The organism is Micromonospora sp. NBC_00821, from assembly GCF_036347035.1.
Classification (GTDB): Bacteria; Actinomycetota; Actinomycetes; order Mycobacteriales; family Micromonosporaceae; genus Micromonospora; species Micromonospora hortensis.
Genome location: NZ_CP108880.1, coordinates 4,934,672 through 4,958,547, shown reverse-complemented (window position 1 = coordinate 4,958,547; position 23,876 = coordinate 4,934,672). Strand labels below are relative to the sequence as shown.

The 23,876-nt window shown below is 70.4% G+C and carries 17 protein-coding genes; 8 read left to right on the top strand and 9 right to left on the bottom strand.

The genetic code is table 11. The annotated features are described in order from the left end of the window. Window positions 1-103: 103 nt before the first annotated feature. The 5 genes from OHB44_RS22560 to OHB44_RS22540 all read left to right on the top strand — a co-directional run bounded on the left by OHB44_RS22560 (window position 104) and on the right by OHB44_RS22540 (window position 8,466). On the top strand, window positions 104-3,922 hold the full coding sequence (locus OHB44_RS22560; RefSeq protein ID WP_274530958.1) for a type I polyketide synthase: 3,819 nt from the start codon (window positions 104-106) through the stop codon (window positions 3,920-3,922). 51 nt (window positions 3,923-3,973) lie between these two features. Further along, complete coding sequence (locus OHB44_RS22555) at window positions 3,974-4,957, top strand: methyltransferase (RefSeq protein WP_442932708.1); 984 nt, start codon at window positions 3,974-3,976, stop codon at window positions 4,955-4,957. A gap of 15 nt (window positions 4,958-4,972) precedes the next feature. Next, entirely contained in the window at window positions 4,973-6,679 is a 1,707-nt protein-coding gene (locus OHB44_RS22550; RefSeq protein WP_330438169.1) for an AMP-binding protein, read from the top strand. 175 nt (window positions 6,680-6,854) lie between these two features. Continuing rightward, window positions 6,855-7,970 (top strand): serine hydrolase domain-containing protein, encoded by a 1,116-nt coding sequence (locus OHB44_RS22545; protein ID WP_266305359.1) that lies wholly within the window; start codon window positions 6,855-6,857, stop codon window positions 7,968-7,970. 139 nt (window positions 7,971-8,109) lie between these two features. Beyond that, window positions 8,110-8,466, top strand: a complete 357-nt coding sequence (locus tag OHB44_RS22540; RefSeq protein WP_238684396.1) for a YciI family protein — start codon at window positions 8,110-8,112, stop codon at window positions 8,464-8,466. A 63-nt stretch (window positions 8,467-8,529) separates the two neighbouring features. Here OHB44_RS22540 and OHB44_RS22535 read toward each other — a convergent pair whose 3' ends face one another. From OHB44_RS22535 to OHB44_RS22520, 4 genes are read right to left on the bottom strand one after another with little or no spacing between them, the layout of a single operon-like run. Then, a complete protein-coding gene (locus OHB44_RS22535) occupies window positions 8,530-9,690 on the bottom strand; it encodes an epoxide hydrolase family protein (protein ID WP_266305358.1) in 1,161 nt (386 codons plus the stop codon). A 4-nt stretch (window positions 9,691-9,694) separates the two neighbouring features. After that, complete coding sequence (locus OHB44_RS22530) at window positions 9,695-11,080, bottom strand: FAD-dependent oxidoreductase (protein ID WP_330438168.1); 1,386 nt, start codon at window positions 11,078-11,080, stop codon at window positions 9,695-9,697. Window positions 11,081-11,094: 14 nt separating this feature from the next. Continuing rightward, complete coding sequence (locus tag OHB44_RS22525; RefSeq protein ID WP_238684280.1) at window positions 11,095-12,471, bottom strand: condensation domain-containing protein; 1,377 nt, start codon at window positions 12,469-12,471, stop codon at window positions 11,095-11,097. A gap of 31 nt (window positions 12,472-12,502) precedes the next feature. Further along, entirely contained in the window at window positions 12,503-13,864 is a 1,362-nt protein-coding gene (locus tag OHB44_RS22520; protein WP_330438167.1) for an extracellular solute-binding protein, read from the bottom strand. Between the two features lie 265 nt (window positions 13,865-14,129). Between OHB44_RS22520 and OHB44_RS22515 the strand changes: the two genes are divergently transcribed. After that, window positions 14,130-15,761: an MFS transporter gene (locus OHB44_RS22515; RefSeq protein ID WP_238684278.1), complete on the top strand. Its 1,632-nt coding sequence runs from the start codon at window positions 14,130-14,132 to the stop codon at window positions 15,759-15,761. Between the two features lie 233 nt (window positions 15,762-15,994). Here the strand turns inward: OHB44_RS22515 and OHB44_RS22510 are convergent, their stop codons facing one another. The 5 genes from OHB44_RS22510 to OHB44_RS22490 all read right to left on the bottom strand — a co-directional run bounded on the left by OHB44_RS22510 (window position 15,995) and on the right by OHB44_RS22490 (window position 21,543). After that, window positions 15,995-17,341, bottom strand: coding sequence for an FAD-binding oxidoreductase (locus OHB44_RS22510; RefSeq protein ID WP_330438165.1), 1,347 nt, complete (start codon window positions 17,339-17,341; stop codon window positions 15,995-15,997). A gap of 27 nt (window positions 17,342-17,368) precedes the next feature. Continuing rightward, complete coding sequence (locus OHB44_RS22505) at window positions 17,369-18,859, bottom strand: FAD-dependent oxidoreductase (protein ID WP_330438164.1); 1,491 nt, start codon at window positions 18,857-18,859, stop codon at window positions 17,369-17,371. A gap of 143 nt (window positions 18,860-19,002) precedes the next feature. Then, window positions 19,003-19,875 carry a phytanoyl-CoA dioxygenase family protein gene (locus OHB44_RS22500; RefSeq protein WP_238684275.1) on the bottom strand — a complete coding sequence of 291 codons (873 nt, stop codon included), beginning with the start codon at window positions 19,873-19,875 and terminating at the stop codon, window positions 19,003-19,005. 7 nt (window positions 19,876-19,882) lie between these two features. Continuing rightward, entirely contained in the window at window positions 19,883-20,152 is a 270-nt protein-coding gene (locus tag OHB44_RS22495) for a phosphopantetheine-binding protein (protein ID WP_238684274.1), read from the bottom strand. 209 nt (window positions 20,153-20,361) lie between these two features. After that, window positions 20,362-21,543 (bottom strand): acyl-CoA dehydrogenase family protein, encoded by a 1,182-nt coding sequence (locus OHB44_RS22490; protein ID WP_330438161.1) that lies wholly within the window; start codon window positions 21,541-21,543, stop codon window positions 20,362-20,364. A gap of 236 nt (window positions 21,544-21,779) precedes the next feature. Here OHB44_RS22490 and OHB44_RS22485 point away from each other — a divergent pair, with 236 nt between their 5' ends. Beyond that, complete coding sequence (locus OHB44_RS22485; protein WP_238684272.1) at window positions 21,780-22,934, top strand: epoxide hydrolase family protein; 1,155 nt, start codon at window positions 21,780-21,782, stop codon at window positions 22,932-22,934. Further along, on the top strand, window positions 22,931-23,869 hold the full coding sequence (locus tag OHB44_RS22480; RefSeq protein ID WP_330438160.1) for a cyclase family protein: 939 nt from the start codon (window positions 22,931-22,933) through the stop codon (window positions 23,867-23,869). The genes OHB44_RS22485 and OHB44_RS22480 overlap by 4 nt, the downstream gene beginning before the upstream one ends. Window positions 23,870-23,876 lie beyond the last annotated feature (7 nt).

Sequence of the window (23,876 nt, the reverse complement as noted above, 5' to 3'; positions counted from 1 at the left end):
CCCATCGGCTGTGACGATGAAGTGCGGTCCCGGGAATCTCCTCATCCGGTCGATTCCCGGGACCACCCGATTCGGTCGGACCCGAAAGGGGTGAGTGGTGGGTATGAGTTCCGTCGACATCGACCGCGATGAACCTATTGCGATCGTCGGGATGGGTCTGCGATTTCCCGGCGGCATCAACTCTCCGCAGACGTACTGGGATTTCCTCGTCGCCGAGCGCAATGCGCTGCGCGAGGCGCCGCACGAGCGGTGGGACGGTTACGCGGCGATCAGCCCGGCGCACGCCGCGGCGACCCGGCGGGCCCTGAAGTACGGCAGCTACCTCGACGACGTGGCGGGCTTCGACGCCGAGTTCTTCGGGGTTTCCCCGCGCGAGTCCGAGCTGATCGACCCGCAGCAGCGCATCACCCTGGAGGTGGCCTGGGAGGCGCTGGAGCACGCCGGCATCCTGCCGCACTCGCTCGCCGGCAGCGACACCGCCGTGTTCATGGGTGTCTGCACCGATGACTACGGCCGCCGCATGCTGGAGGACCTACCCCGGCTGGAGGCGTGGATGGGCATCGGCTCGTCCATGTGCGGTGTGGCGAACCGGCTGTCGTACGTGCTGGACCTGCGCGGTCCGAGCGTCGCTGTCGACACGGCCTGCTCCGCCTCGCTGGTCGCCATTCACCAGGCCTGCCAGGCGCTCCGGCTCGGCGAGACGGACCTGGCGTTGGCCGGCGGCGTGATGTTGGTGGCCAGCCCGGCGTACCTGCTGGTGCTCGAGGCTGCCGGCGCGCTCGCGCCGGACGGCCGGTCGAAGGCGTTCGACGCGTCCGCCGACGGCTACGGCCGGGGCGAGGGCTGCGGTGTCCTCGCCTTGAAGCGGCTGTCGCAGGCGCGGCGCGACGGGGACCGGATCCACGCCCTGATCCGGGGCAGCGCGGTCTGCCAGGACGGGCGCACGAACGGCATCATGGCGCCGAGTCAGGAAGCGCAGGAGGAGTTGGTGCGCCGGGCCTGCCGGGCTGCCGGTGTGTCGCCCGCCTCGCTCGACTACGTGGAGGCGCACGGCACGGGCACCGGGCTGGGTGATCTCGTGGAGATCGGCGCCCTGTCCACGGTTGCCGGGGCCGACCGTGCGCCGGAGGCTCCGCTGCTGGTCGGCTCGGTCAAGACCAACATCGGGCACCTGGAGGCCGCCTCCGGTGTCGCCGGCCTGATCAAGATGGTGCTGTCTATGCAGCACGGCGCGATCCCGGCCACCCTGTCCGCCACAGTGCCGAACACCGAGATCCCCTGGGAGACCTCCGGCCTGTCAGTGGTCGACACGCTCACGCCGTGGCCGGACAACGCCGGCCCCCGGCGGTCCGGCACCGGCAACTACGGCTACGGCGGCACGATCGCCCACGTCATCATCGAGGAGGCTCCGCAGGAGGCGAGCGCCGTTGCGCAGCCGAGCGTCCCGACGAGTGTCGACGCGAGCGAGCGGGTCTATCCGCTCTCCAACGCGACCCTCGCCGGCGTCGCCGCGAACGCGGGTGCGCTGGCCGACTGGGTGGAGCGTTCCGACGCGGACCTCGCCGACATCGGTCACACGCTGGCCCACCGCCGGCAGCCGCTCAACGCCCGCGCCGCGGTCGTCGCCGCGGACCGCGCCGAACTCGTCAACCGACTCCGCAAGCTCGCCACGGGCACGGCTGCCGCGGGCGTGGCCACCGGCACGGTCGCGCGTGGCGCCGCCGCCGACGCGGTCTGGGTGTTCTCCGGGCACGGGGCGCAGTGGGTCGGGATGGGCCGAGAGCTGCTCGACAGTGAGCCGGCGATGGCCGAGACGATGGCTGAGCTGGGGCCGGTGTTCCGCGCCGAGCTGGGCTTCGATCCGCGCGAAGCCCTGCTGGAGGACGACTTCACCGAGGTCGGCCGGGTGCAGGCGATGACCTTCGCGATCCAGGTGGGGCTCACGCGGATCTGGCAGAGCTACGGCCTGCGTCCGGCGGCGATCGTCGGGCACTCGATCGGCGAGATCGCGGCGGCGGTCGCGGCCGGCATGCTCGACCTTCCGCAGGCGGCACTCCTGGTCTGTCGCCGGTCCCGGTTGCTGCGCCGGGTCGCCGGCCAGGGCGGCATGGCGATGGTCAACCTGCCGTTCGACAAGGTCACGGCCCGGCTGGCGGACGTCCCCGGGGTCGCGGCGGCGGTCGCCGCGTCCCCCACGTCGACGGTGATCAGTGGTCCGTCCGCGCTTGTCGACGAGATTGCCGACCGCTGGCGGACCGAGAACCTTGTCGTCCGCCGGGTCAACTCCGATGTCGCCTTCCACAGCCCGCAGATGGACGGGTTGGTCGACGACCTGCGCGCCGACCTCGCCGACCTGGTCAGCCGGCCGGCCACCGTGCCGGTGTACAGCACCGCCCTGACCGATGCGCGCTCCACTGTCGAGCGGTCGGCCGACTACTGGGTGACCAACCTGCGTAATCCGGTGCGCTTCGAGCAGGCGATCCGCGCGGCGGTCGACGACGGGCACCGTGTCTTCCTGGAGATCTCCGCACACCCGATCGTGCAGCACTCCGTCATCGACATCCTCGCCGTGGTCGGCGTCGAGGACGGGGTCATCGCGCACAGCCTGCGCCGGGAACGCCCGCAGCGACCGACCCTGCTGGAGAACCTCGGCACCCTGCACTGTGCGGGTGTGCCGGTTGACTGGGCGAGCCTGCAACCCGGCGGTGACCTCGTCGACGCCCCGACCAACGCGTGGCAGCACCGTCGATACTGGATCGACAACGTCCGGCCCGCGGCGGCCAACCTCGAACACGACGTCGAGACCCACACCCTGCTCGGGGCCCGTACCGCCGTGCAGGGCACCACACCGGTGCTGATGTGGCGGACGTTCCTCGACGACACGAACCGGCCCTACCCCGGCGGGCACGCGGTGCTGGGCACCGAGGTGATCCCGGCGGCGGCGACCCTCAACACACTGTTCCAGGCGGCCGAGAACGCGCCGCTGCGCGACGTCGCGCTGCGGGTGCCGATCGGCGTGGCGGTGCCCCACGAGATCCAGGTCGTCCGGCAGGACGGGACCGTGCGGCTCAGCTCCCGGCTCACCACTCAGCAGGACGACAAGTCCTGGCTCACCCACGCCAGCGCCGAGATCGCCGACGCGGCGCCGACGGCCGAGCGGGTCGACCCGGAGACGTTGCGCGCCGCGCACCCGCAGACGCTGGACCCCTCCTGTGTCTGGGACCGGCTCGCCGCGATCGGGGTGGTCGGTATCGGCTGGCCGTGGGAGGTGGAAGCCGTACGCCGACACCCGTCCGGGATGCTGGCGACGGTCGTCGCGGACCCCGCCGGCGGTCAGTCAGAGCGGACCTGGGCCTCGCTCACCGATGCCGCGCTCTCGGTGGCGCCGGTCATCTTCCCCGGCGACCCGCTGTTGCGGATGCCGGGCTGGCTGACCGAGGCCACGCTGGTGTTGCCGCCGCCACCGAAGGCGTTGATCGCGGTACGGCTGATCGCCGGGTCCGACGACGAGGTGGAGGTCGACGTCGAGGTGCGGACCCTCGACGGGGACCTGGCCGCCCGGTTCACCGGCGTCCGGTTCGGGGCGGTGCGCAAGGAGGTGCTCATCGACCTCGGTCCCGAGGAGGAACAGACCGCCGAGGAGCAGGTCTGGCAGACGCTGTCCGGTCCGGAGTTGCGCGACTTCGTGCTCGCCGCGGTCCGCGAGGTTGCCGCCGGTGAGGTACGCCTCCCGTTGGAGGACCTCGACGTGCACCGGCCGCTGGCGGAGCTGGGCGCGGACTCGCTGATGACGGTGGCTATCCAGCTGCGGTTGGAGCGGCGGTTCCGCACGCCGGTCCCGTCGACGCTGCTGTGGAACCGCCCGACAGTGGCGGCGGTCGCCGAGTACCTGACCGACGAACTGACCGCCGACGTCAAGTAGCAGCCACAGAGGGGAACGACCACCGTGCCCGAGCCTGATCCGCACACCAGGATGATGGCGATCCTGCATGCGCCGCTGATCACGCAGATGGTGGTCGCCGTCGCCGAGCTGGGCATCGCCGACCAGCTCGCCGACGGGCCCCAGCCGGTCGAGGCATTGGCCGCGAAGGCCAACGCCCGTCCGGAGGCCCTGCACCGGATTCTGCGGGCGCTGGCCGGCGTCGGTGTGGTTGCGCAACCGGCGCCGGGCGTCTACGGTCCGACGCCGTTGCTCGACACCCTCCGCACTGACGCACCGGGCTCGCTCGACGCGTGGGCCCGGTTGTGGGGGCTGCCCGAGCGTCAGGCAGCCCTCACGGCCCTCACGCTCGGCCTGCGCGACGAACGCCCACCGTTCGAACAGATCTACGACCTGTCCTGGTGGGCCCACCTCGAACGGCGACCCGAGCAGGCGGCGGTCTTCCGCGACGCGATGGGTGACCTTTCCCGCCAACTCCACGCCCAGGCGGTCGCCGCGTACGACTTCTCCGGTGTGCGCCGCATCTGTGACGTCGGCGGTGGCACCGGCAGTCTGGTGGCCACTCTGCTGAGGTCGTACCCGACGCTGACCGCGGTGCTCCTGGACCGGCCGGCGGTCGTCGCGCACGCCGACGCGGTGCTCGACGCGGCCGGTGTCACCGACCGGGTGACCGTCGAGAGCGGGGACTTTTTCACCGCGGTGCCCGCCGGCGCCGACGCGTACCTCCTGTCGATGATCCTGCACGACTGGACCGACGAGCAGGTCGTCACCGTGTTGACCAACGTGCGCCGGGTGATCGACCCGAACGGCCGCCTGTTCGTCGTCGACGCCGTCATCCCGGAGGACGACCAGCCGCACGACGGCAAGCTGCGCGACATCATCATGCTCGCGCTGCATCCGGGGCGCGAGCGCACCGAGCGCGAGTTCGAGGCGGTGTTCGACCGCTCCGGATTCCGGCTCGCCGAAACACGCGAGGTCTCGGCCTCGACCGGTTTGCTCGTCGCCGTCCCCGTGTAGCGCTCAGGAGAGCCGATGACCACAGAACAGGACAACAGACTGCCGCCGCCCGACGTGCGTCAGCAGTGGGACACCGTGCCGTACCCGGCTGCCGCCGCGGACAGGTATCGCGCCGAGGGTCTGTGGCAGCCACGCACGATCCCGGGGGCGCTGCGGGAGACCGTACGCGCCCACCCGGACCGCGTCGCCGTCGTCACGCCGGGCGTTCGGTGGACGTACGCCGACCTGGACCGGCACTCCGACGTGATCGCTGCGGGTCTGCTGGATGCCGGGTTGCATCCGGGCGAGTCGGTGATCCTGCAGATCACCAACAGCGCTCTCGCGGTGGCCACCTGGTACGGCCTGCTCAAGGCCGGCCTGATCCCGGTGTGCACGCTGGCGATCCACCGGCGCCACGAGATCGAGGAGATCGCGCGGCAGACCCGCGCCTCGGCGCACCTGGTGCAGGCCGATCTGCGCGGCTTCGACCTGGTGGCGTTCGCCGACGAGATCCGCCGGTTGGTGCCGAGCATCCGTCTGCTGGCCACCATCGGGGGCCGGCCCGGCGCGTCCGGTCAGGAACGGATCGAGGATCTCGTCGACCGCCCACTCTCCGATGCGCAGGCGGCCCGGCTTGCGCGGATCGACGCGAACACCGACCTCGCCGCGCCCGCCGTCTTCCAGCTCTCCGGTGGCACCACCGGCGTACCCAAGGTGATCCCCCGGCTGCACCCGGAATACTGGTACAACGCTGTCGCCACCGCCCGCTGGTGGGGTTTCACCCCGCAGGACCGGCTCGGTTTCGGCCTGCCCCTGGTGCACAACGCCGGCGCCACCAACGCGTTGCACGCCGCGCACTCGGTGGGCGCCGCGCTGCTGCTCGCGACACCCGTCGCCGATGATCTGTTGGCCCTGATGGACGACGAGCGGGCCACCTGGTTCATGAGCCCGCCGGGCCTGATGAACGAGTACCTGCGGCATCCACGGTTCGACGGCGCCTTCGCCAGTGTCAACAGTTGCGTGCTGACCGCGGCGAAGGTGCCCCGGGAGCTGTTCGACGCGATCGAGGCGCGCGGGGTGCACGTCACCCAGGCGTTCGGGATGACCGAGGGGTTGTTCCTGTTCACGCCACGCGACGCGTCGCCGCACCTGCGCGCCTCAACTGTGGGCGTGCCGATCAGTCCGCTGGACGAGGTGGTGATGCTGGAGCCCGGCACGCTGCGGCCGACGCCACCGGGGGAGATCGGTGAGCTGTGCGCGCGTGGTCCGTACACAGTGCCCGGCTATCTCGGCGTGCCGGTAGGCACCGACTCGGCGTTCACGCCCGACGGGTTCTACCGCAGCGGCGATCTGGTCCGCGCGCACCACCTGGACGGTCTGGTCGCCTACTCGATCGAGGGCCGGGTCAAGGACCTGATCAACCGGGGCGGCGAGAAGGTCAACGCCGAGGAGGTGGAGCGGATCCTGCTCGGTCACGAGTTGGTGGTCGACGCGGCGTTGGTGGCGATGCCGGACGAGCGGCTGGGGGAGCGCGCCTGCGCCTACCTGGTGTGTCGCCCGGACGGACCGCTGCCGACGCTCGACGACGTCCGGGACTATCTGGAGAAGTTCGGCCTGGCCCGGTTCAAGTGGCCGGAGCGGATCGAGTTCGTGGACGCGTTGCCGCGTACCCCGATCGGCAAGATCTCCAAGCAGTGGCTCCGCGAGGACATCGTGCGTCGCCTGGGTGGCCCGCGCACCTGAGACCCGCAGCACGACGAAGGCCGGCCGTACGTCAGTACGGCCGGCCTTCGTCGTCGTTCCCGGAGAGTCGGATCTGAGTGGAAAGTGGCTTTGATGGCAAAATGCCGGTAGTGGCTCCGACCTACAGGTGAGGGGCACGCTTCGAGTGCCATGACGACCGGGTAGGAGACAGACGATGAGCGATCTTCAGAAGCAGGTGCAGGTGCTGGTCGACGGGCTGGTGGACGACGGCGTCGAGGACGGCGTGCAGGTCGCCGTCTATCGCAACGGTGACCTGGTGGTCAACGTGGTGGCAGGGGTCGCGGACACGGCTGCCGGCCAACCTGTTCGGCCGGACACCCTCTTCTACTCGGCGTCGACGGGTAAGGCGGCGGCCTCCACCGTGGCCCACGCGCTGGTGGACGACGGTGTGTTCGACTACGACACCCGGGTCGCCGACCTGTGGCCGGAGTTCGCCGCGCACGGCAAGGGCGAGGTGCGGATCCGGCACGTACTGACACACTCGGCCGGTGTGCCGGCGGTCCCCGCTGACACCACGATCGAGCAGCTCACCGACTGGAACGGCATGTGTCAGCTCATCGCCGGCATGGAGCCCTGGTGGGCGCCCGGCGAGCGGGTCGGCTACCACGCCGCCACCTTTGGCTACCTGATCGGCGAGGTCGTCCGTCGGGCCACCGGCAAACCGATCTCGACAGTTCTCGCCGAACGCGTCGCCGGGCCCATCGGGATGGCCGACGAGTTGTTCTTCGGGGTGCCGCAGGAGCAACTCGGCCGGGTGGCCCGACTGACCGACGACCCGGGCGGCAAAGCCGCGTTCGCCTCGATGCCACCGGATTTTCCGCTGTTCAAGGCCGTTCCGCCGGCGATCGTGCCGAACGCGGACTTTGGCAACAGGGCGGACGTGCTGACCTCGGACATGCCGTTCGCCGGCACGATGAGCGCCCGGGCGATCGCGAAGATGTACGCGGCGCTCACCGGTGAGGTGGACGGCGTACGGCTGATCTCCCCGGAACGCCTGCGCGAGGCCACCACGCTGGCCACCGCCGGCCTCGACGACGAGATGACCGGCGGCACCTCGACCTGGGCGCTCGGCTACTGCCTGGGCTGGCCGGGCACCTCCGACCCGTCGGACCGACCGACGGTCTTCGGCATGGTGGGCATCGGCGGCAGCGCCGCGTTCGCCGACCGGGCGACCGGGGTCACCGTCGCGGTGACCAAGAACCGGTTCAACCCGATCGAGATGAACATCGTGCAGCGGGTCACCGAACTCGCCGACGAGGCGTTCGTCTGAGCCCTCCGGACACCGGCCGCTCGCGGGAAAAGTGTGAAAGGCCGTGGATCGATGACACATTTGGCGGTGTGGCTCCGACTGCACTATGAAGGGTGCCGATCCGGCACAGCCTCTGCGAAGGAGTTCTTCCGTGAAGTACATGCTGTTGATCCACGCGAACCCCGCAACTGTCACGGGACGGTCCGAAGCCGAGACCATGAAGGTCTACGCCGAGATCGACGCCATCACCAAGGAGCTGTCCGAGTCCGGTGAGCTGATCGGCGGTGAGGTCCTGGCCGACGTGTCGCAGTCGAAGGTCGTCCGCGTCGCCGCCGGCGTCCCGGTGACCACCGACGGCCCGTTCGTCGAGGCCAAGGAGCACCTGGCCGGCTACCTGATCGTCGAGACCGACAGCGAGCAGCGCGCGATCGACATCGCGGCCCGGTGGCCGGACGCCAGTGAGGGCGGCGCCATGGAGGTCCGGCCCATCATGGACATCGGCGGAACCGAGATGTGAGGTGGGGCTGCGGGCCGGGCCACCGCGCTGTGGCCCGGCCCGCGCCCTCGCCGACGCCGCTAGTCAGTTCGGCAGCCCACGGACGAACGTCCGCAGGTCGGTGACCAGGAGAGTCGGCTGCTCAAGGGCGGGGAAGTGACCGCCCCGGTCGTACTCCGACCAGTGCGCGAGCGTCGGCAGGATGCCCTCCGCGAAGCGCCGCACCGGTCGTACCGCGTCCTCCGGGAACGCCGCCACGCCGACCGGCATGGCCAGCGGCCAGGGGCCACCCCAGGTCCGCGCGAAGTCGGCGTCGCGGTGCGTGGACTCGAAGTAGAGCTGCGCGCTCGACCCCGCGGTCGCCGTCAACCAGAAGATCGTGACCGTGGTGAGGATGTGCTCGCGGCTGATCGCGTCCTCCGGTGCCTTGTCGGCGGCGGACCACTCCTTGAACTTCTCCACGATCCAGGCGAGCTGCCCGACCGGGGAGTCGGTGAGCCCGTAGGACAGCGTCTGCGGTCGCGTCGACTGGATCTTCTGCCAGCCCATGCCGTCCTGCTGGAAATCCAGCGCGAAGCCCAGTTTCGCCTGGTCGGCGGGGCTGAGTTCGGCGAACTCGGTGAAGTCCGGCGGTGGGAACGTCACGCACATGTTGAGGTGCACCCCGCGTACGTGCTCCGGGTCGGCCAGACCCACGCGCAGCGAGATCGGTGAGCCCCAGTCACCGCCCTGGGCCACGTACCTGTCGTAGCCGAGGTCCGCCATCAGCCTGGTCCAGGCCCGGGCGACGCGCTCGGTGTCCCAGCCGGCCTGCCGGGTCGGCCCGGAGAAACCGTACCCCGGGATGGTGGGGACGACGACGTGGAACGCGTCGGCCGCGTCGCCACCGTGAGCGGCCGGGTCGACCAGCGCGTCGATGATGTCGACGAACTCGAAGCCGGTGCTCGGCCAGCCGTGCGTGAGCAGCAGCGGCGTGGCGCCCGGCACCTGGGAGCGGACATGCAGGAAGTGCACCTGGGCGCCGTCGATCTCCGTGACGAACTGCGGTATCTCGTTGAGCCGACGCTGGGTGGCCGCCCAGTCGTAACCGGAGTGCCAGTACTCGGCCAGCTCCCGCAGGTAGCCGACCGGTACGCCACGGCTCCACCCCACGTCGGGGATCTCGTCCGGCCACCGGGTCGCGGCGATCCGTCGGCGCAGATCGTCGATGTCGGACGGTGGAACGTCGATCTGGTACGGGCGCATCGTCCTACCTCTCGGGTTGTGGCCGGCTGACCGGGGCAGCCGCCAGGGTCGGCGCCGGCGGCGGTACGGGCCGACCGGCCTTGCGCAGCACACGGATGATCCGGTCGGGGCGGAGCAGGCTGGTTGGCGGGTCGATCAGCCCGGCCACCCGGATGAAGCCGTTGGTCAGTTCCGCGTCGTGTACGGCGGCCCGCTGATACCGGGCGACATACGCGTTGATCGTGCGGACCTTCGCGGTGCGACGGCCCTGAACGCCCGCGTAACCGAGGTCGGCGCTGGCCGAGAAGTCCCACGGTGAGTCGATCTCGGCGGCGATTTGACGGAAGAACTCCCGCCAGGGCGGGATCGCGCCCTGGCGCAGAAGGCCCCCGAGCACCACCGACTCCACGGCGGCCACTGTCATGCCCTGGGCGTAGATCGGGTTGAAGCTGCACACCGCGTCGCCGAGCACCAGGAACCGCTCCGGGAATCGGGTCAGGTGCTCGTAGCGGCGTCGGACGCTCGCCGGGTAGCGGAACTGCACGGGGTCGTCGAGCGGCTCACAGTCGGCGAGCACCTTGGCGATCTCGGGCACCGGCACCGAGCGGACGAACTCTCCGAAACCCTCCGGGTCGGTGGGCGGGTGGTCGCCGAGAATGCCGGTCAGCGACAGCTCCAGTCGGTTGTCGTCGCCGGGCAGGCGGTAGAAGAAGGCGCCGCGTGGCTGTGCCGGCGTGGCCGCCGGGATGATCGCCAGGTCGCTGCCGAACGGGTCGTACGGCGCCTGGTAGTGCCGCGTCGTGTAGGCGAGGTCGATCTTCACCTTGTCCTCGGTGGGCCGCGCGTACCCCAGCTCCGCCAACCAGGCCGGCGTGCGCGAGCCCCGGCCGGTGGCGTCGATGACCAGGTCGGCGTCGAGCACCTCGGGAGCGCTGCCGGGTGTCTGCGCCTGGATCCGCGCGCCGGTCACTGTCGCGCCGTCCGCGGTGACCGCCAGCCCGAGGACGTCGCGCTTCTGCAGGAACCGGACGTTGGGAATCGCCTGCACCCGTTTGCGCAGGTGGTATTCGAGCACGGGTCGGGTGGCGGGCACCGAGAGCAGCCCGGAGGTCGACGGCTTGAGCCGCTGCCCACCGAAGATCCACTGGATGTCGCCGTTGAAGTCGCCGGGCTTGACGCCGGCGTTGACCAGGTCGGCCATCAGGCCGGGGAACTGCCGTTCGAAGATCTGCTGGCCCTTCGCGACAAGCCCGTGCGCGTGCCGACCGTGCGGAACCCCCCGCCGGTACGTCGGGTTGTCCACGACCTCGTCGCGGTCGACGAGCACCACGTCGTCGAACGACTCGGCGAGTTCCTTCGCCGCGAGGAGCGCCCCGAGGCTGGCGCCGAGCACGACCACACGGTCGCCCACCTTCCGGCCCGTTGTCACCGCCCTCCCCCAATCGTGGTCAGTGCCGCGTCCGGCCGGGTCAGCAGCTCACGCAGCAGGTGCAGGTAACGGTCGACGAGGTCGTCGATCGTCTTCTGATCGAACAGGTGGGCGCTGAACCCGATCGCGCCGACGATGTCGTCGGACGGGCCGAGATGCAGCGACCAGAGGATGCCGTCGGGCATGTCGGAACCGACCGGCTGGGAGATGACCCGCCGCCACACCGCCGAGTACTCCAGGTCGCCCACCCGCTCGCGCTCCATCACGAACGGCGGCTGGATGACCTGGAAGAGGCAGGGCACGACGCCGGGCCCGACCGACGCCATCAGCTCGGGCGCCTCCTGCAGGACGTGCAGCAGCGGCACCTCGTGGGAGTACGCGCCGAGGCAGGTGGCGCGGGTCCGGGTGACCACGTCGCGGAAGGTGGTGGCGTCGGACAGGTCGGTCCGCAGCGGAACGAAGTTGAAGAACGAGCCGACCGTCTCCTGGAACCGACCGTGCCCGCGTCCGGGAGTGAACGTCGGCACGGTCAGGTCGGTGCTGCCGGTCCAGCGGCTCGCCAGCACGTAGAAGGCGGCCAACAGCACCATGAACGGTGAGGTGTGCGTGTCGGCCGCGAGGGCCGTGGTCGTCGACCGGAGCTCGGCGTCGGTGACGAAGCGGTGCCAGGTGGTCGTCGGCACGGTGTCGGCCGCCAACTCCCGGTCCGCCGCGGTCACCATGATCCGCCCACCGGCCAGCTTGTCCCGCCAGTAGTCACGGGCCGCCGCCAGCGGTGGAGCGTCCGCCTCGTCCTGCTGGGCGGCGATGTACTCGCGGTACTGCGGGGCCGTGCCCGCGATGGGCGTCTCCCCGGCGGCCCGCTGGGCGTACGAGCGAGCCAGGTCACGCAGGATGATCTGCATCGACCAGGCGTCGGCGGCCGAGTGGTGCGTGGTGAGGACCAGCACCGAGTCCGTCTCGTCGAAGCGCCCCAGCGTGGCCCGCAGCAGGGGCAGGTCGTGCACGTCGAGGGTGCCGGCCTCGATCTCGTTGATCAGCTCCTCGGCGCGGCGCTCGCGGTCGGCGGGATCGATTCCCGGCAGGTCGCGGACGTCCACCTTCGGCGAGGTCACCGGCAACACCCGCTGCCCGTGCTCACCGTCGCGCAGCACCGACGTCCGGAGGGCCTCGTGCTGCCCGATCACGTCCGCCAGCGCCAGATCGAGAATGTCCACATCTATCCGGCCGTGCACTCGCCAACCGTCGGCGATCAGGTAGTGCGGCCCGAACGGGCCGGTGGTCTCGCCCGTGTCGAACAGCAGCAGGAACTCCTGCTGCAGGGAGAGCGGAAGATCAGCGGTCGCCGGGGGTGGTTGCTGCGAGATGGTCATGAGCGCGCTCCTCACGAGATGATGGGCGGAGTCAGTCCACGACGAACTGACGCGGCCCGGGCGGACCCGCCCGCAGGCCGAGGCAGTCGGCGTTGTAGTCGTCGAGCAGATGCTGGGCCTGCTCGGACGCGCGGGCGAAGCGGCCCGACGGGTCCGCGTCGTGCAGCAGGATGTCTTCCATCGCGTGCGTCATCAGGCCCTGGATGCGGGGAAACTCGCCGAGTACGGCCCCACGCGCGGCAGGTGAGCCGTCGGTCGCCAGCAGCTGCTCGATGGCGACCCTCTGATGTGGCCGTTCGTCGAACCAGCCGTCGCCGGCCAACATGTCGATGGCGGTCGTGGTGACCGGGATGAACCAGGTCGCCTTGTGCCGCTCGGCGACGGCCCGCGGGTTGAGCAGGTGTTGCAGGAACGCGAGCGCGCCGTCCCGGACCGCCGGCTGCACGCTGTCGGTGAGCCAGATGGCGTCACCGCCGACGATGTTGCCCGCATAGCGGACCTCGCCGTTGTGCGGCATCCGGCCGACCTCGACGGTGAAGCCGTGGTCGCGGCCGGCCTGGATCAGCCACTCCGCCTCGACCGAGGAGCTGAGGACGAACGCCACCCGCTGCTCGGCGAAGGCGGCGAAGTTCTCCTGCCAGGCCCGGCCGGTGTTCTCGCCGTACGCCTGCCCGCCGGTGTAGTGGTAGTGACCGTCGCGGTACAGACCGCGCCACCACTGCGCGAAGGCCACCATCTCCGGCACGGCGAGGTCGACCTTCTCGGCGCGACCGTCGCGGCCGTTGGCGTGATCGGCGAGCAGGCCACCCTGCTGGGCGACAGCCTGCTGGAAGATCCACCCGTGGTTGGGCCAGGTGATCGCCGGCCCGCCGGTGTGCGCGCTGACCGCCTTGCAGGCGGCCGTCACCTCGGCCCAGGTGGTCGGCAGCGCTGTCACTCCCGCCGCCGCGAGCAACGTGGTGTTGGCGTACAGCAGGGTGGTAGAGACCAGCGGGGGAGCCGCGAGCAGCAGGCCGTCCGCCGAGTAGTACCCCCGTGCCGGGGCCACGATGTCGTCGGTGACCACCGGCTCGCCGAGCACTGTGGTGCGGTCGGCGAGCGTCGTCGCGACCGGCCGGAACAGCGGTGCGCCGTTGACGTCGCGCATGTCCCGGGCCAGTTGCGTGGAGGTGTGGAAGTACTGCACGAGGGCCGGGGCGGCGCCGCGTCTGGCCGCGGCGTCCACATCGGCGGGCAACGTCTTGTAGCTCGACTCACGAACCCGGATCCGGTAGTCGGGGTGGGCGTCGTGGAAGCTCGCCGCCAGGGCCCGGATTCCGCCCACGTAGTCGGGCACGGCCGGGTAGCTGGGCAGCCAGATGTCGATGCTGATGGGCTCGGCGTCCGTCCTCACGCAACAGTCCTCCGGCATCTCGTTGGGGTCGCCCAAAGGTTGCCCGCCGATGCGGGGAGCGGTCATCTCCGCGAGTGCTACGCCGCGCCGTCGGCAGCGACTGCGCACGACGGAAGTCGTCCCGAGCATCTGTTCGCGGCAGAACGTCGGTACGCCGGAAAGACATGTCGAAAACCGCGCGTCGGCTTCGACATGGCGGTAGAGGGGCCTCGGGGCGTCGAAGACCGCCGTCGCAGGCTCATGAGGCCGAGAAGGGATCGACACGATGGATAACTCCACGTCGGCGCCAGCGAACGACCTGGCGGGACGTAAGGAATGGATCGGGCTGGCGGTGCTGGCACTGCCGGCGATGCTGGTGGCGATGGATATCGGAGCGCTGTTCCTGGCGCTGCCGCATCTCAGCGCGGACCTCGGCGTCACCAGCGTGGAGCAGCTGTGGATCATCGACATCTACGGCTTCCTGCTGGCCGGCTTCCTGCTCACCATGGGCACCCTCGGTGACCGGGTCGGGCGCCGTCGACTGCTCATGATCGGCGCGGTCGCCTTCACGGTGGCCTCGGTGCTCGCCGCGTACGCCAACAGCGGCACCACCCTGATCATCGCGCGGGCCCTGCTGGGCATCGCCGGCGCGACCCTGTCGCCGTCGACGCTGGCGCTGATCACCAACATGTTCCGCAACGAGAAGCAGCGGGGCGTGGCGATCTCGATCTGGGCGTCCGCGCTCTTCGGCGGCACCGCGATCGGGCCGATCGTCGGCGGCGTGATGGTCGAGCACTTCTGGTGGGGCTCGGTGTTCCTGCTCGGCGTGCCGTTCATGATCGTGCTGCTGGCCACCGGGTTCGTGCTGCTGCCCGAGTACCGCGACCCCAACGCGGGCAAGTTCGACCTGTTCAGCGTGGTGCTGTCGCTCGGTGCGATCCTGCCGGTGGTCTATGGCGTCAAGGAGTTCGCCGCGAGTGACTCGGACAACCCGGCCGTCGCGGGCGGCGCGATCCTGTTCGGCCTGGTGGTCGGCTGGATCTTCATCCGCCGCCAATCCCGGCTGGAGCACCCGTTGATCGACCTCACGATGTTCCGGAACGCGGCCTTCAGCGGCACCCTCGTCACGATGATGTTCGCCTCGGCCGCGCTCGCCGGCGTCAGCCTGATGAGCACGCAGTACATCCAGAGCGTCGAGGGCCTTTCGCCCGGCGCGTCCGGCCTCTGGCAGGCGCCCACCGGTCTGGGCATCGCGATCGGCAGCATGGCCACGCCGATGCTGATGAAGACGCTCAAGCCGGCCACCGCGATCATGATCGGGCTCGGCATCTCCCTGGTGGCGATGCTGGTGCTGACCCAGGCCGGCAGTTCCGGTTGGCTGATCGCGATCGTCGTCGCGGTCGCGCTCGTCGCGCTCGGCACCGGTCCGCTGTTCACCCAGGGCACCGGCATGGTGGTCAGCTCCGTAGCCCCGGAGAAGGCCGGCTCCGCCGCGTCGCTCTCCGAGACCAGCAACGTGTTCGGGTCGACGCTGGGCCTCGCGCTGTTGGGCAGCATCGGTGCCGCCGTCTACCGCGACCGGATGGCCGACGCGCCGTTGACCGACGTACCCCCGGAGGTTGCCGACGTGTCCCGGGAGAACGTCGCCGCGGCGACCGCCGCATCCGACTCGCTGCCGGGCAACCTGGCCACCGCCCTCAGTGACGTCGCTGGTGAGGCGTTCACCACCGCGATGAACGTGGTGGCTGGCGTCGAGGCGCTGCTGGTCATCGCCCTGATCGTGCTGGTGGCGGTGACGTTGCGGAACAAGCCCGCCGCGCAGGCGTCCGGGTCCGACCCGACGGCCCCGTCAGCGCCTGCCTCGTCGCCTGCGTCCGCCTCGTCGTCGGAGACCGTGCCGACCACCGGTGCCGTCTAGGCCGGACACCCCGATACGCCAACGGCGGCCGCCCATCCCCCCGGGCGACCGCCGTTGGTCCGTCGGCCCCAGGGCCTGTTTCATGAGAACTGGCCGGCCTGCGGCGGGCCCGAACGACGACCGGCGGCGTTGCGGTTTCGTCCGGATACCACACCGGTATCCGGACGAAACTGCGCCTTGCCGGATCGCCGCCCGGACTCCGCCTCGGCTCGACCGCCCTTATGAAGCAGGCCCTAGCGCAGCATCGTCGTACCGGGGCTGGCGTCGAGGCGGAACAGGCCGGTGGGATCGACGCGGGTGCGGACGCGGTCCGCCCGGTCGATCTGCTCCGGGTCGAGGTGCCGCTGCGGCTGCTGCCAGCTCTCCACGAACGTCGGCGCGGTGCGGCCGGTGTCCCAGGGCGCCAGCGCCGCCCGGACGACAGCGCAGTGTTTCTCGATCGCCGCGGTGGCCTCGGGGCCGTCCGGGATCGCGTTGCCCAGATACGAGTAGCGGGCGTCGTAGTGGTCGAGCGCCCCACCCCGAGGGTCCGGCACTGCCAACGCCCCACCGAGCTGCCGCAGCTCCGCCGTGATCAGCGGCGATCCCGAGCCGGTCGCCGCCAGGAACGCGGCCGACGCCCGCTCGTCGAGGTCCGCGAGCAGCAGATGGTCGCCGACGATCGGCACCGGCTCGTCCGGCCCGAGCTGAGCGCGGACCACCTCGGCCGGCGTACACGGCAGCCACGACTCGACCACCGGGGCGGCCACCGCGCGCAATTCGTCCAACAGCTCGGTCAGCCCGCTCGGCGCGTCGTCGGCTCGCACCTCGGTCGCCGCCACCCCGATCATCGTTCCGCTTCTCAGCTCGACCGGCACCATGGGTACGTCGGGCAGGTTGAGCACCTGGAACGCGCTGGTGACCTCCCACGGCGCGGTAGCGGCCCACCCGGTCCACCGCCTCAGCAGCTCCGCCGCGTGCACCACCGGCCAGTACGCCGAGCCGGTGACCACCGGCCGGGCCGGGAACAGCCGCATCTCGACCGCGACCACCACCCCGAACCCACCGCCGCCGCCCCGCAGGGCCCAGAACAGCTCCGGATCGTGGTCGGCGTCGACGCGGTGCAGCTCACCGTCCGCGGTGACCAGGTCGACCGCCGTCACACTGTTGGCCGCGAGCCCGACCAGCCGCCCGTAGACACTGACGCCGCCGCGCAGCAGGTAGCCGACCGCGCCGACGTCGGCCGACGAGCCGTGCGGCGCGGCCAGGTCGTACGGTGCCGCCGCGTCGACGACGGCGCCCCAGCGGGTGCCGGCGGGAATCAGCGCGGTACGGCGCACCGGGTCGATCTGCACCGCACCGTCCATCTCGGTACGCACCAGCACCGACCCGCTCATCTCCCGCGCCGCCGCGGCGCCGTGGCCGGTGCTGTGCACCCGCACCGGCATGCATGTCGTCCGGGCGTACGCGAGCACGTCCCGCAGCTCAGCGAGGGTGCGCACGGTGCGCGCGGCGGCCGGGCGGGGTGCTCCGTGCAGGTTGAACACCGTCGTGGCGTGCTCGTAGGCCGGATCGTGGGGGAAGTACACCTCGCCTGCCATCGTGGCTCCCTGGGTGGTGTGGACCGCTCAATCGGGCAGCCGCACCGACAGACCGTGCCGGAAGACGTCCCGGGGGTCGTAGCGGCGCTTGACCCGCTGGAGGCGGGGATAGTTGTCCTTGAAGTAGAGGGTGTGCCAGGGCACGCCGGAGGTGTTCCACTCCGGATCGGCCAGGTCGACGTCGGGGTAGCTGATGTAGGAGCCGTCACTGACGTCGCCGGACACCGGGACGCCGCCGCTCTCGGCGTAGACGTCCCGGTAGAACGCGCGGACCCAGGCGGTGTTGACGGCGTCGTCGTCGGGTGACTGCCAGGCGCCCGCGCTGTACGACGCCTTCACCACGCTGTCCCGCTGTGCCGCGGCGGTGGCGTCCGACGGCACCGCGTTCACCTGTCCGCCGAACGCGGTGAGCACGATGCCGGCCGCCGGGTTGGCGTACTCCGGGTCGGCCAGGTAGCGGAAGATCGTGGCCAGTTGCTTGTCGGTGTAGCCCCGGCGCAGATAGCCGGCCTTGTTCTTGTAGCGCCCCTTCGGGTCGCTGGGCCAGCTGTACGAGGGCATCCAGCTCGCCATCCAGTCGACCACGTCCCGGTCGACGGAGCGGGGGGTCAGCCCGGTGCCGTCCCCGATCGCCGCGAGCTGGTCGTCGAGCATCCGGGCGGCGCCCTCGACCGCGTCGTCGACCACAGCGGTGAGCGCCACGATGCCGGCCGAGCGGTGCATGACGATGAGGTTGCTCCACAGCTGGGTCTCCGGTGCGTCGACGGCGCTGTGCCGCTCCAGCCAGCCGCAGTAGTTCGCGATCAGGCGGGTCAGCGCGTCCTCGGTCATCCCGTCCCACGACCACAGCACGTCACAACGGCGGATCCGGCGGGGCGCCGTGGGCAGCAGACGCGACGGGTCGTCGGAGTCGACTCCCGGGCTGCGCAGCCAGAACCGGGTGACCACACCGAAGCTGCCGCCACCGCCGCCCGCGGTCGCCCACCACAGGTCGTGGTGCGGGTCGTCGGGCTCCCGGGTGGCGACCACCACGTCGACGGTGCCCGACTCGTCGACGACGACCACCTCCACCGCGTACAGGTGGTCGACGACCAGTCCGTCGCGGCGGGACAGGTGACCGTAGCCGCCGCCGGTGATGTGGCCGCCGACGCCGACCTCGAAGCAGGTGCCGCCGGGGATCGTGACGCCCCAGGTGTCGTACAGGATCGGGTAGAGCGCCCCGAGGGTGATGCCGGCCTCGACCATGATTGCCCGCCGCTGCGCGTCGTAGGACGCCGCGCTCATCGGCGCGAGGTCGATCAGCACCTGGATCTCGGGATTGGCGAAGAAGTCCTCGAAGCAGTGGCCGCCGCTGCGCACCGCCACCCGCCGCCCCGAGCCGACGGCCTCCCGCACGGCGGCGGCGACCTCGGCGGTGGTGCGGACCTGACGGACGTGGTCGGGGCGGCCGGTGAAGCGGTGGTTGTAACCCTCGACGAGTGCGGCGTAGCGCGGGTCGTCGGGCAGGATGTCGGTCATGTGGGTGGGTCCCTCCGCTGGGGCGACGACCATCAGACCCTCACATCCGTCTGCCGGTGGACGCATCTCTGATCGTGCGAATAGGACGGCCGCCCCACCGGCAGCGGGCGGGGCGGCCGCTTCGTCCACCACGTCGGACACGTTCAGGCCCGTGCGGGGCTTTCGAGCACCGCCGGGTCGGCGTCCGGGTCGGTGAGCAGGATGTGGGGGTCCTCCATCTCGTACCAGCCCACGCCCGGCGGGCAACGGTCGTAGCCGAGCAGGCGCTGGACCTCCTCGGGGAGCGTGAGGACGACGTCGCGCGGCACCGCCAGGAACTGGTTCTCCTCCTGCCGCAGGTTGCCGAGGTCGTAGGAGACGGTGAGGCTGGTCCGCGGCCCGGTGGAGACGTTGCCGCCGCCGCCGTGGTAGACGCCGCCCAGCCAGAGCAGCGCCGACCCGGCGGGCATCGCTGCCGGGATCGCCTCGCTGTAGCGTGGGGCACGCTCGTCGTCCCAGTGATGGCTGCCTGGGATCACGAGGGTGGCGCCGTTCTCCTGGGTGAACTCGCTCAGCGCGAGCATCAACTGCACCCGCGTCGTCGGGCCCGGGTGTCGCCGCAGGTGCAGCGAGTCGTCGCGGTGCAGCGGCTGACGCCCCTGCCCCGGGTCGATCTGGATGGCCTGGGTCGCGCTGATCTGGATGTTGGGCGTCATCTCGATGCGGGCCTGACCGACCCACATGTGCACCGGCTTCTCCATGATCTGCCGCGCCGCGCCCAGATACAGCGGGTGCAGGAAGATCGGGGTCAGGTGGCTGGTACGCCGGAACAGCGACGAGACCCGTCGGGTCAGGTGACCGTCGTACCCGCTCTTGCTGTAGCGCGTGCCGTCGAGCAGCGGGCCCAGGTCTTCCCAGAGGCCGTCGAGCGTGCTCTGGTCGACGAAGTTCTCGATGATGATGCAGCCGTCGCGCTCCAGCACGGTGACCACGTCGTCGAGGGGGGTATCGGACGTCACCCGGACGAACTCCACCATGGTCGGACTACCTTCCTCGGGCTTCGGCCTTCGCGACGATGTCGCGCGTGAAAGTGGCCAGGTCGGGGTCTTCGAAGAGGTCACCGAGGTCCATCTGGACGCCGATCTCCTCCTGTACGCGGGCGACGATCCGCACGGCGGAGATGGACTGCCCGTTCAGCTCGAAGAACGTTCCGTCGGTCTGGCCGGCGGGTACGTTGAGAACGTCCCGCCAGATGGATTCGACCTGCTTTTCGATATCGGTGACGGTCAGCGTGCCGGGTGGGTCGATCGGCATGGGAATCCTCCCGAGATAAGAGCTGATGGTTGCCGCACGGGTCGGCCGGCGAATTCGGCGACCCCCACCGCATATGATGTCGGTGATATCGCCGAATGTGTTCTTCGCTATTGCGCTCTCGTCGGGCGCATTCGAATAGCCCGGACAAACGGACGGCCGGGCCCGGAGCGATTGACGCATCCGGGCCCGGCCGGGCTGGTGTGCCCCTGTTACAGGTACTGCGTGTTCGGCCCCATTCCGCACAGAATCCGGCCGTACAGTTCGAGGTTGGTGTTGGGGTGCATGATCGCGTGCAGGTTCAGCGTCTGCACGTCGCGCTGGATCCGCTGGATCGGCACATGCTGGTAGACCGAGGATCCTCCGCTCGCCGTGCGGAGCACGTCGACGGCGTCCTTGGCCGCCTGGCAGGTGGCGCCGAGGTCGAGGCGCGCCTTGGCGCGTTCCTCAAGCGTCCACTGTTCGCCCGACGTGCCCTTGCGGTCCACCCGGTCAGCGGCCCGGTACTCGTGGAACTCTGCCTGGTCGATCTTGATTTCGGCCTCGGCCACCTGGAGGTGGGTCAGCGGCGCCTGGCTCTGGTCGGGGTAGTCGGTATAGGTGATCTTTCGGCCGGGGAGCCGCTCGAAGAACGCCTCCTTGGCGGCGCGGGCCAGGCCCAGCGCCGTCGCGCCGACGGTCGCGCAGGCCACCGGCATGAACGGGCCACCCCACATAGTGGTGTTCGGGTCCTGCTGCAGCGGGTGCTGACCCATGATGATCGGGACCATCGACATGACGCGCTCCTCGGGCAGGAACACGCCGTCGGCGACCGTCGAGACGCTGCCGGAGCCGCGCAGGCCCGACGTGTGCCAGTCGTCGATGATCTGCAGGTCGGCCATCGGGATCAGGGTCATGATCGGTTCGTAACCCCCGTCGGGGGTGGGCCGCACGGCGGCGTTGGCGTTCCACTGGCTCTGCGTCGCGCCGGTGTTGAACGACCACTTGCCGTTGAGCAGGTAGCCGCCCTCGGTCGGGACGGCCATCGCGGTCGGGCTGAGGATGCCACTGATGCGGACCGACGGGTCGGCGAAGACCTCCTCCCGCACCGAGTCCGGGAAGAGGCCGGCGACGAAGCTGCTGATGTGCCAGACCGCCACGGTCCAGGCGGCTGAGCCGTCACCGCGGGCCAGTTCGGCGATGACCTCGGTGACGGCGCGAGTGTCGGACTCGTAGCCGCCGAACCTCTCGGGCACCCGCATCCGCAGGATGCCCGCGTCACTCAACGCCTCCACTACCTCGTCGTGCAGTCGGCGATTGTCCTCGCTCCACTGGGCGTGCCGGGCCAGCAACGGCACCAGCTCCGCGGCCGCGCGGACGAGGTCGGCGCGGGGCGGAGCGTCGGTGATCGACATCGATCCTCCTCGAAGGGTTGGGGAGTCCGTGAAATGCGCGTCGGAACTGACGGCGGACGCCCATATGACCCTTGCACCACCGCTGCCGTCACGCATCTTCCGGAGTGCGCTGCTCCCGGCCGGGGCAAGAGTCGAACCGGAGCAATATGGAAGGTGCGCCGTTCCGGTTCGGGCAGGTGATATTGACTTCCGTCGTAGCGGACATTGCTGCGCCCGTCGTCGAAGGGATTTCCGATATGGAACGGTTCCGCGTGGACATTCTTCAGGAGGACGTGGACGATCTCCGCCGCCGACTGCGGGAAACCCGCTGGCCCGTGCTCTTCGACGCCGGCTGGGACCGCGGCGTGCCCGCCGACTACCTACGCGAACTCGCGGACTACTGGTGCGACGGGTTCGACTGGCGCGCGATGGAGCGGCGCATCAACGAGGTGCCACAGTTCGTCACCACCATCAACGGCTCGCCCGTGCACTTTCTGCACGTACGCTCACCGGAGCCGAACGCCACTCCGATGATCATCACGCACGGCTGGCCCGGCTCGGTGACCGAGTTCCTCGACGTGATCGGCCCGCTGACCGACCCCGTCGCGCACGGCGGGGACGCGGCCGACGCCTTCCATCTGGTGATCCCGTCGATGCCGGGATTCGGGTTCTCCGGGCCGATGCCGGCGCCCGGCTGGAACAACCTCACTGTCGCCAAGGCCTGGGCGGAGCTGATGAGCCGGCTCGGCTACGACCGCTATCTCGCGCAGGGCGGCGACTTCGGCGCCGGCATCTCGTACGCGTTGGCCCAGATCGACGCGGAGCACGTCGTGGGTCTTCACCTGAACACGCTGGTGACCACGCCGGCGGGCGACGGCTCGGACGTGCTCGACGACGAGGATCGACGGCGCCTGGCCCGCTCGCAGCGTTTCCTCGACGTGCTGGCCGGTTCGATGAAGCTGCAGGCGACCCGGCCGCACACCATCGCGTACGCCCTGAGTGACTCGCCGGTCGGGCAGCTCGCCTGGATCGTGGAGAAGTTCAAGGACTGGGCCGACTCCGGCAAGGTGCCCGAGGACGCTGTCGAACGGGACCGGATCCTGGCCATCGTCTCGATCTTCTGGTTCACCGGCACGGCCGGCTCGTCGGCGCAGTTCTACTACGAGACCGTCGACTACCTGCCGATCTCGAACCCTACTGTGCGCTACGCCCCGATCCGGCAGCCGCTCGGCGTCGCGGTGTTCCCGCAGGGTGTGTTCCTACCGATCCGCCGGTTCGTCGAGCGCGACTTCCCGACCCTGGCGCACTGGTCGGAGTTCGACCGTGGTGGCCACTTCGCGGCCCTGGAGGAGCCCGACCTGTTCGTCGGCGACGTGCGGGCGTTCGCCCGCGTCGTACGGGCCGGCTCGTGACCCACACCGAACCCCGGGTCGACGACTTCCGGGCGGTGGGGGAGCGGCTGCGGAACTGGGGTCGCTGGGGCCCGGACGACGAGCGCGGCACCATCAACCTCATCACACCGGAGCGGCTGGTCGCGGCCGGCCGACTGATCCGCGCGGGACGGACCTTCGACCTGGGGATCAACCTGGACGACAAGGGGCCGCAGAACGGCCGCTTCCGCAGCAACCCCGTACACCTGATGTCGGAGACCGGCGCGGAGCAGGTGTTTCCCGGTGGTTTCCGGTACGCCGACGATTTCCTGTTCATGCCGATCCAGGCCTCGTCGCAGTGGGACGCGCTGGCCCACGTCTTCTACGACGGCCAGTTCTACAACGGCTTTCCCGCCGACGAGCTGACCGTCAAGGGCGCCGGCCGCTGCGGAATCGACCGGCAGGGCAAGGGGATCGCCGGTCGGGGTGTGCTGCTCGATATCCCCGCGGTGCGTGGCGTTCCGTGGTTGGAGGCCGGAGACGTCATCACCCCGGCCGATCTGGACGCGGCCATCACCCGGCAGGGCGGCGTGGACGTCGGTCCGGGAGACATCCTGCTGGTCCGTACCGGTTGGCGGCGCAAGTTCGTCGAGCAGGGGCAGGACGCCGGATTCATGGCCGGGGAGCCCGGCCTGGGGCTGGCCAGCTGCCAGTGGCTGCGGGACCGCGACGTCGCGGCGGTCTGCGCCGACAACTGGGCCGTCGAGGTGTTGCCGGGCGAGGACCCGGGCGCCTTCCTGGCGGTGCACATGGTGCTGATCCGGGACATGGGCCTGACGCTCGGCGAGATCCTCGACTTCGAGGAGCTGACCGAGGACTGCCGAGCCGACGGGGTGTGGGAGTTCTTCTTCGCGGCGCCGCCGCTCAAGATCACCCGCGCTGTCGGTTCGCCGATCAACCCGCTCGCCATCAAGTGATCCGACC

Excerpts from the sequence above, each read along its gene's own strand:
- OHB44_RS22535 (WP_266305358.1), bottom strand. The coding sequence starts at position 9,690 with ATGCGCCCGTACCAGATCGACGTTCCACCGTCCGACATCGACGATCTG.
- OHB44_RS22540 (WP_238684396.1), top strand. The coding sequence starts at position 8,110 with ATGCTGTTGATCCACGCGAACCCCGCAACTGTCACGGGACGGTCCGAA.
- OHB44_RS22560 (WP_274530958.1), top strand. The coding sequence starts at position 104 with ATGAGTTCCGTCGACATCGACCGCGATGAACCTATTGCGATCGTCGGG.
- OHB44_RS22515 (WP_238684278.1), top strand. The coding sequence starts at position 14,130 with ATGGATAACTCCACGTCGGCGCCAGCGAACGACCTGGCGGGACGTAAG.
- OHB44_RS22525 (WP_238684280.1), bottom strand. The coding sequence starts at position 12,471 with ATGACCATCTCGCAGCAACCACCCCCGGCGACCGCTGATCTTCCGCTC.
- OHB44_RS22490 (WP_330438161.1), bottom strand. The coding sequence starts at position 21,543 with ATGTCGATCACCGACGCTCCGCCCCGCGCCGACCTCGTCCGCGCGGCC.
- OHB44_RS22500 (WP_238684275.1), bottom strand. The coding sequence starts at position 19,875 with ATGGTGGAGTTCGTCCGGGTGACGTCCGATACCCCCCTCGACGACGTG.
- OHB44_RS22495 (WP_238684274.1), bottom strand. The coding sequence starts at position 20,152 with ATGCCGATCGACCCACCCGGCACGCTGACCGTCACCGATATCGAAAAG.
- OHB44_RS22555 (WP_442932708.1), top strand. The coding sequence starts at position 3,974 with ATGATGGCGATCCTGCATGCGCCGCTGATCACGCAGATGGTGGTCGCC.
- OHB44_RS22505 (WP_330438164.1), bottom strand. The coding sequence starts at position 18,859 with ATGACCGACATCCTGCCCGACGACCCGCGCTACGCCGCACTCGTCGAG.
- OHB44_RS22545 (WP_266305359.1), top strand. The coding sequence starts at position 6,855 with ATGAGCGATCTTCAGAAGCAGGTGCAGGTGCTGGTCGACGGGCTGGTG.
- OHB44_RS22485 (WP_238684272.1), top strand. The coding sequence starts at position 21,780 with ATGGAACGGTTCCGCGTGGACATTCTTCAGGAGGACGTGGACGATCTC.
- OHB44_RS22510 (WP_330438165.1), bottom strand. The coding sequence starts at position 17,341 with ATGGCAGGCGAGGTGTACTTCCCCCACGATCCGGCCTACGAGCACGCC.
- OHB44_RS22550 (WP_330438169.1), top strand. The coding sequence starts at position 4,973 with ATGACCACAGAACAGGACAACAGACTGCCGCCGCCCGACGTGCGTCAG.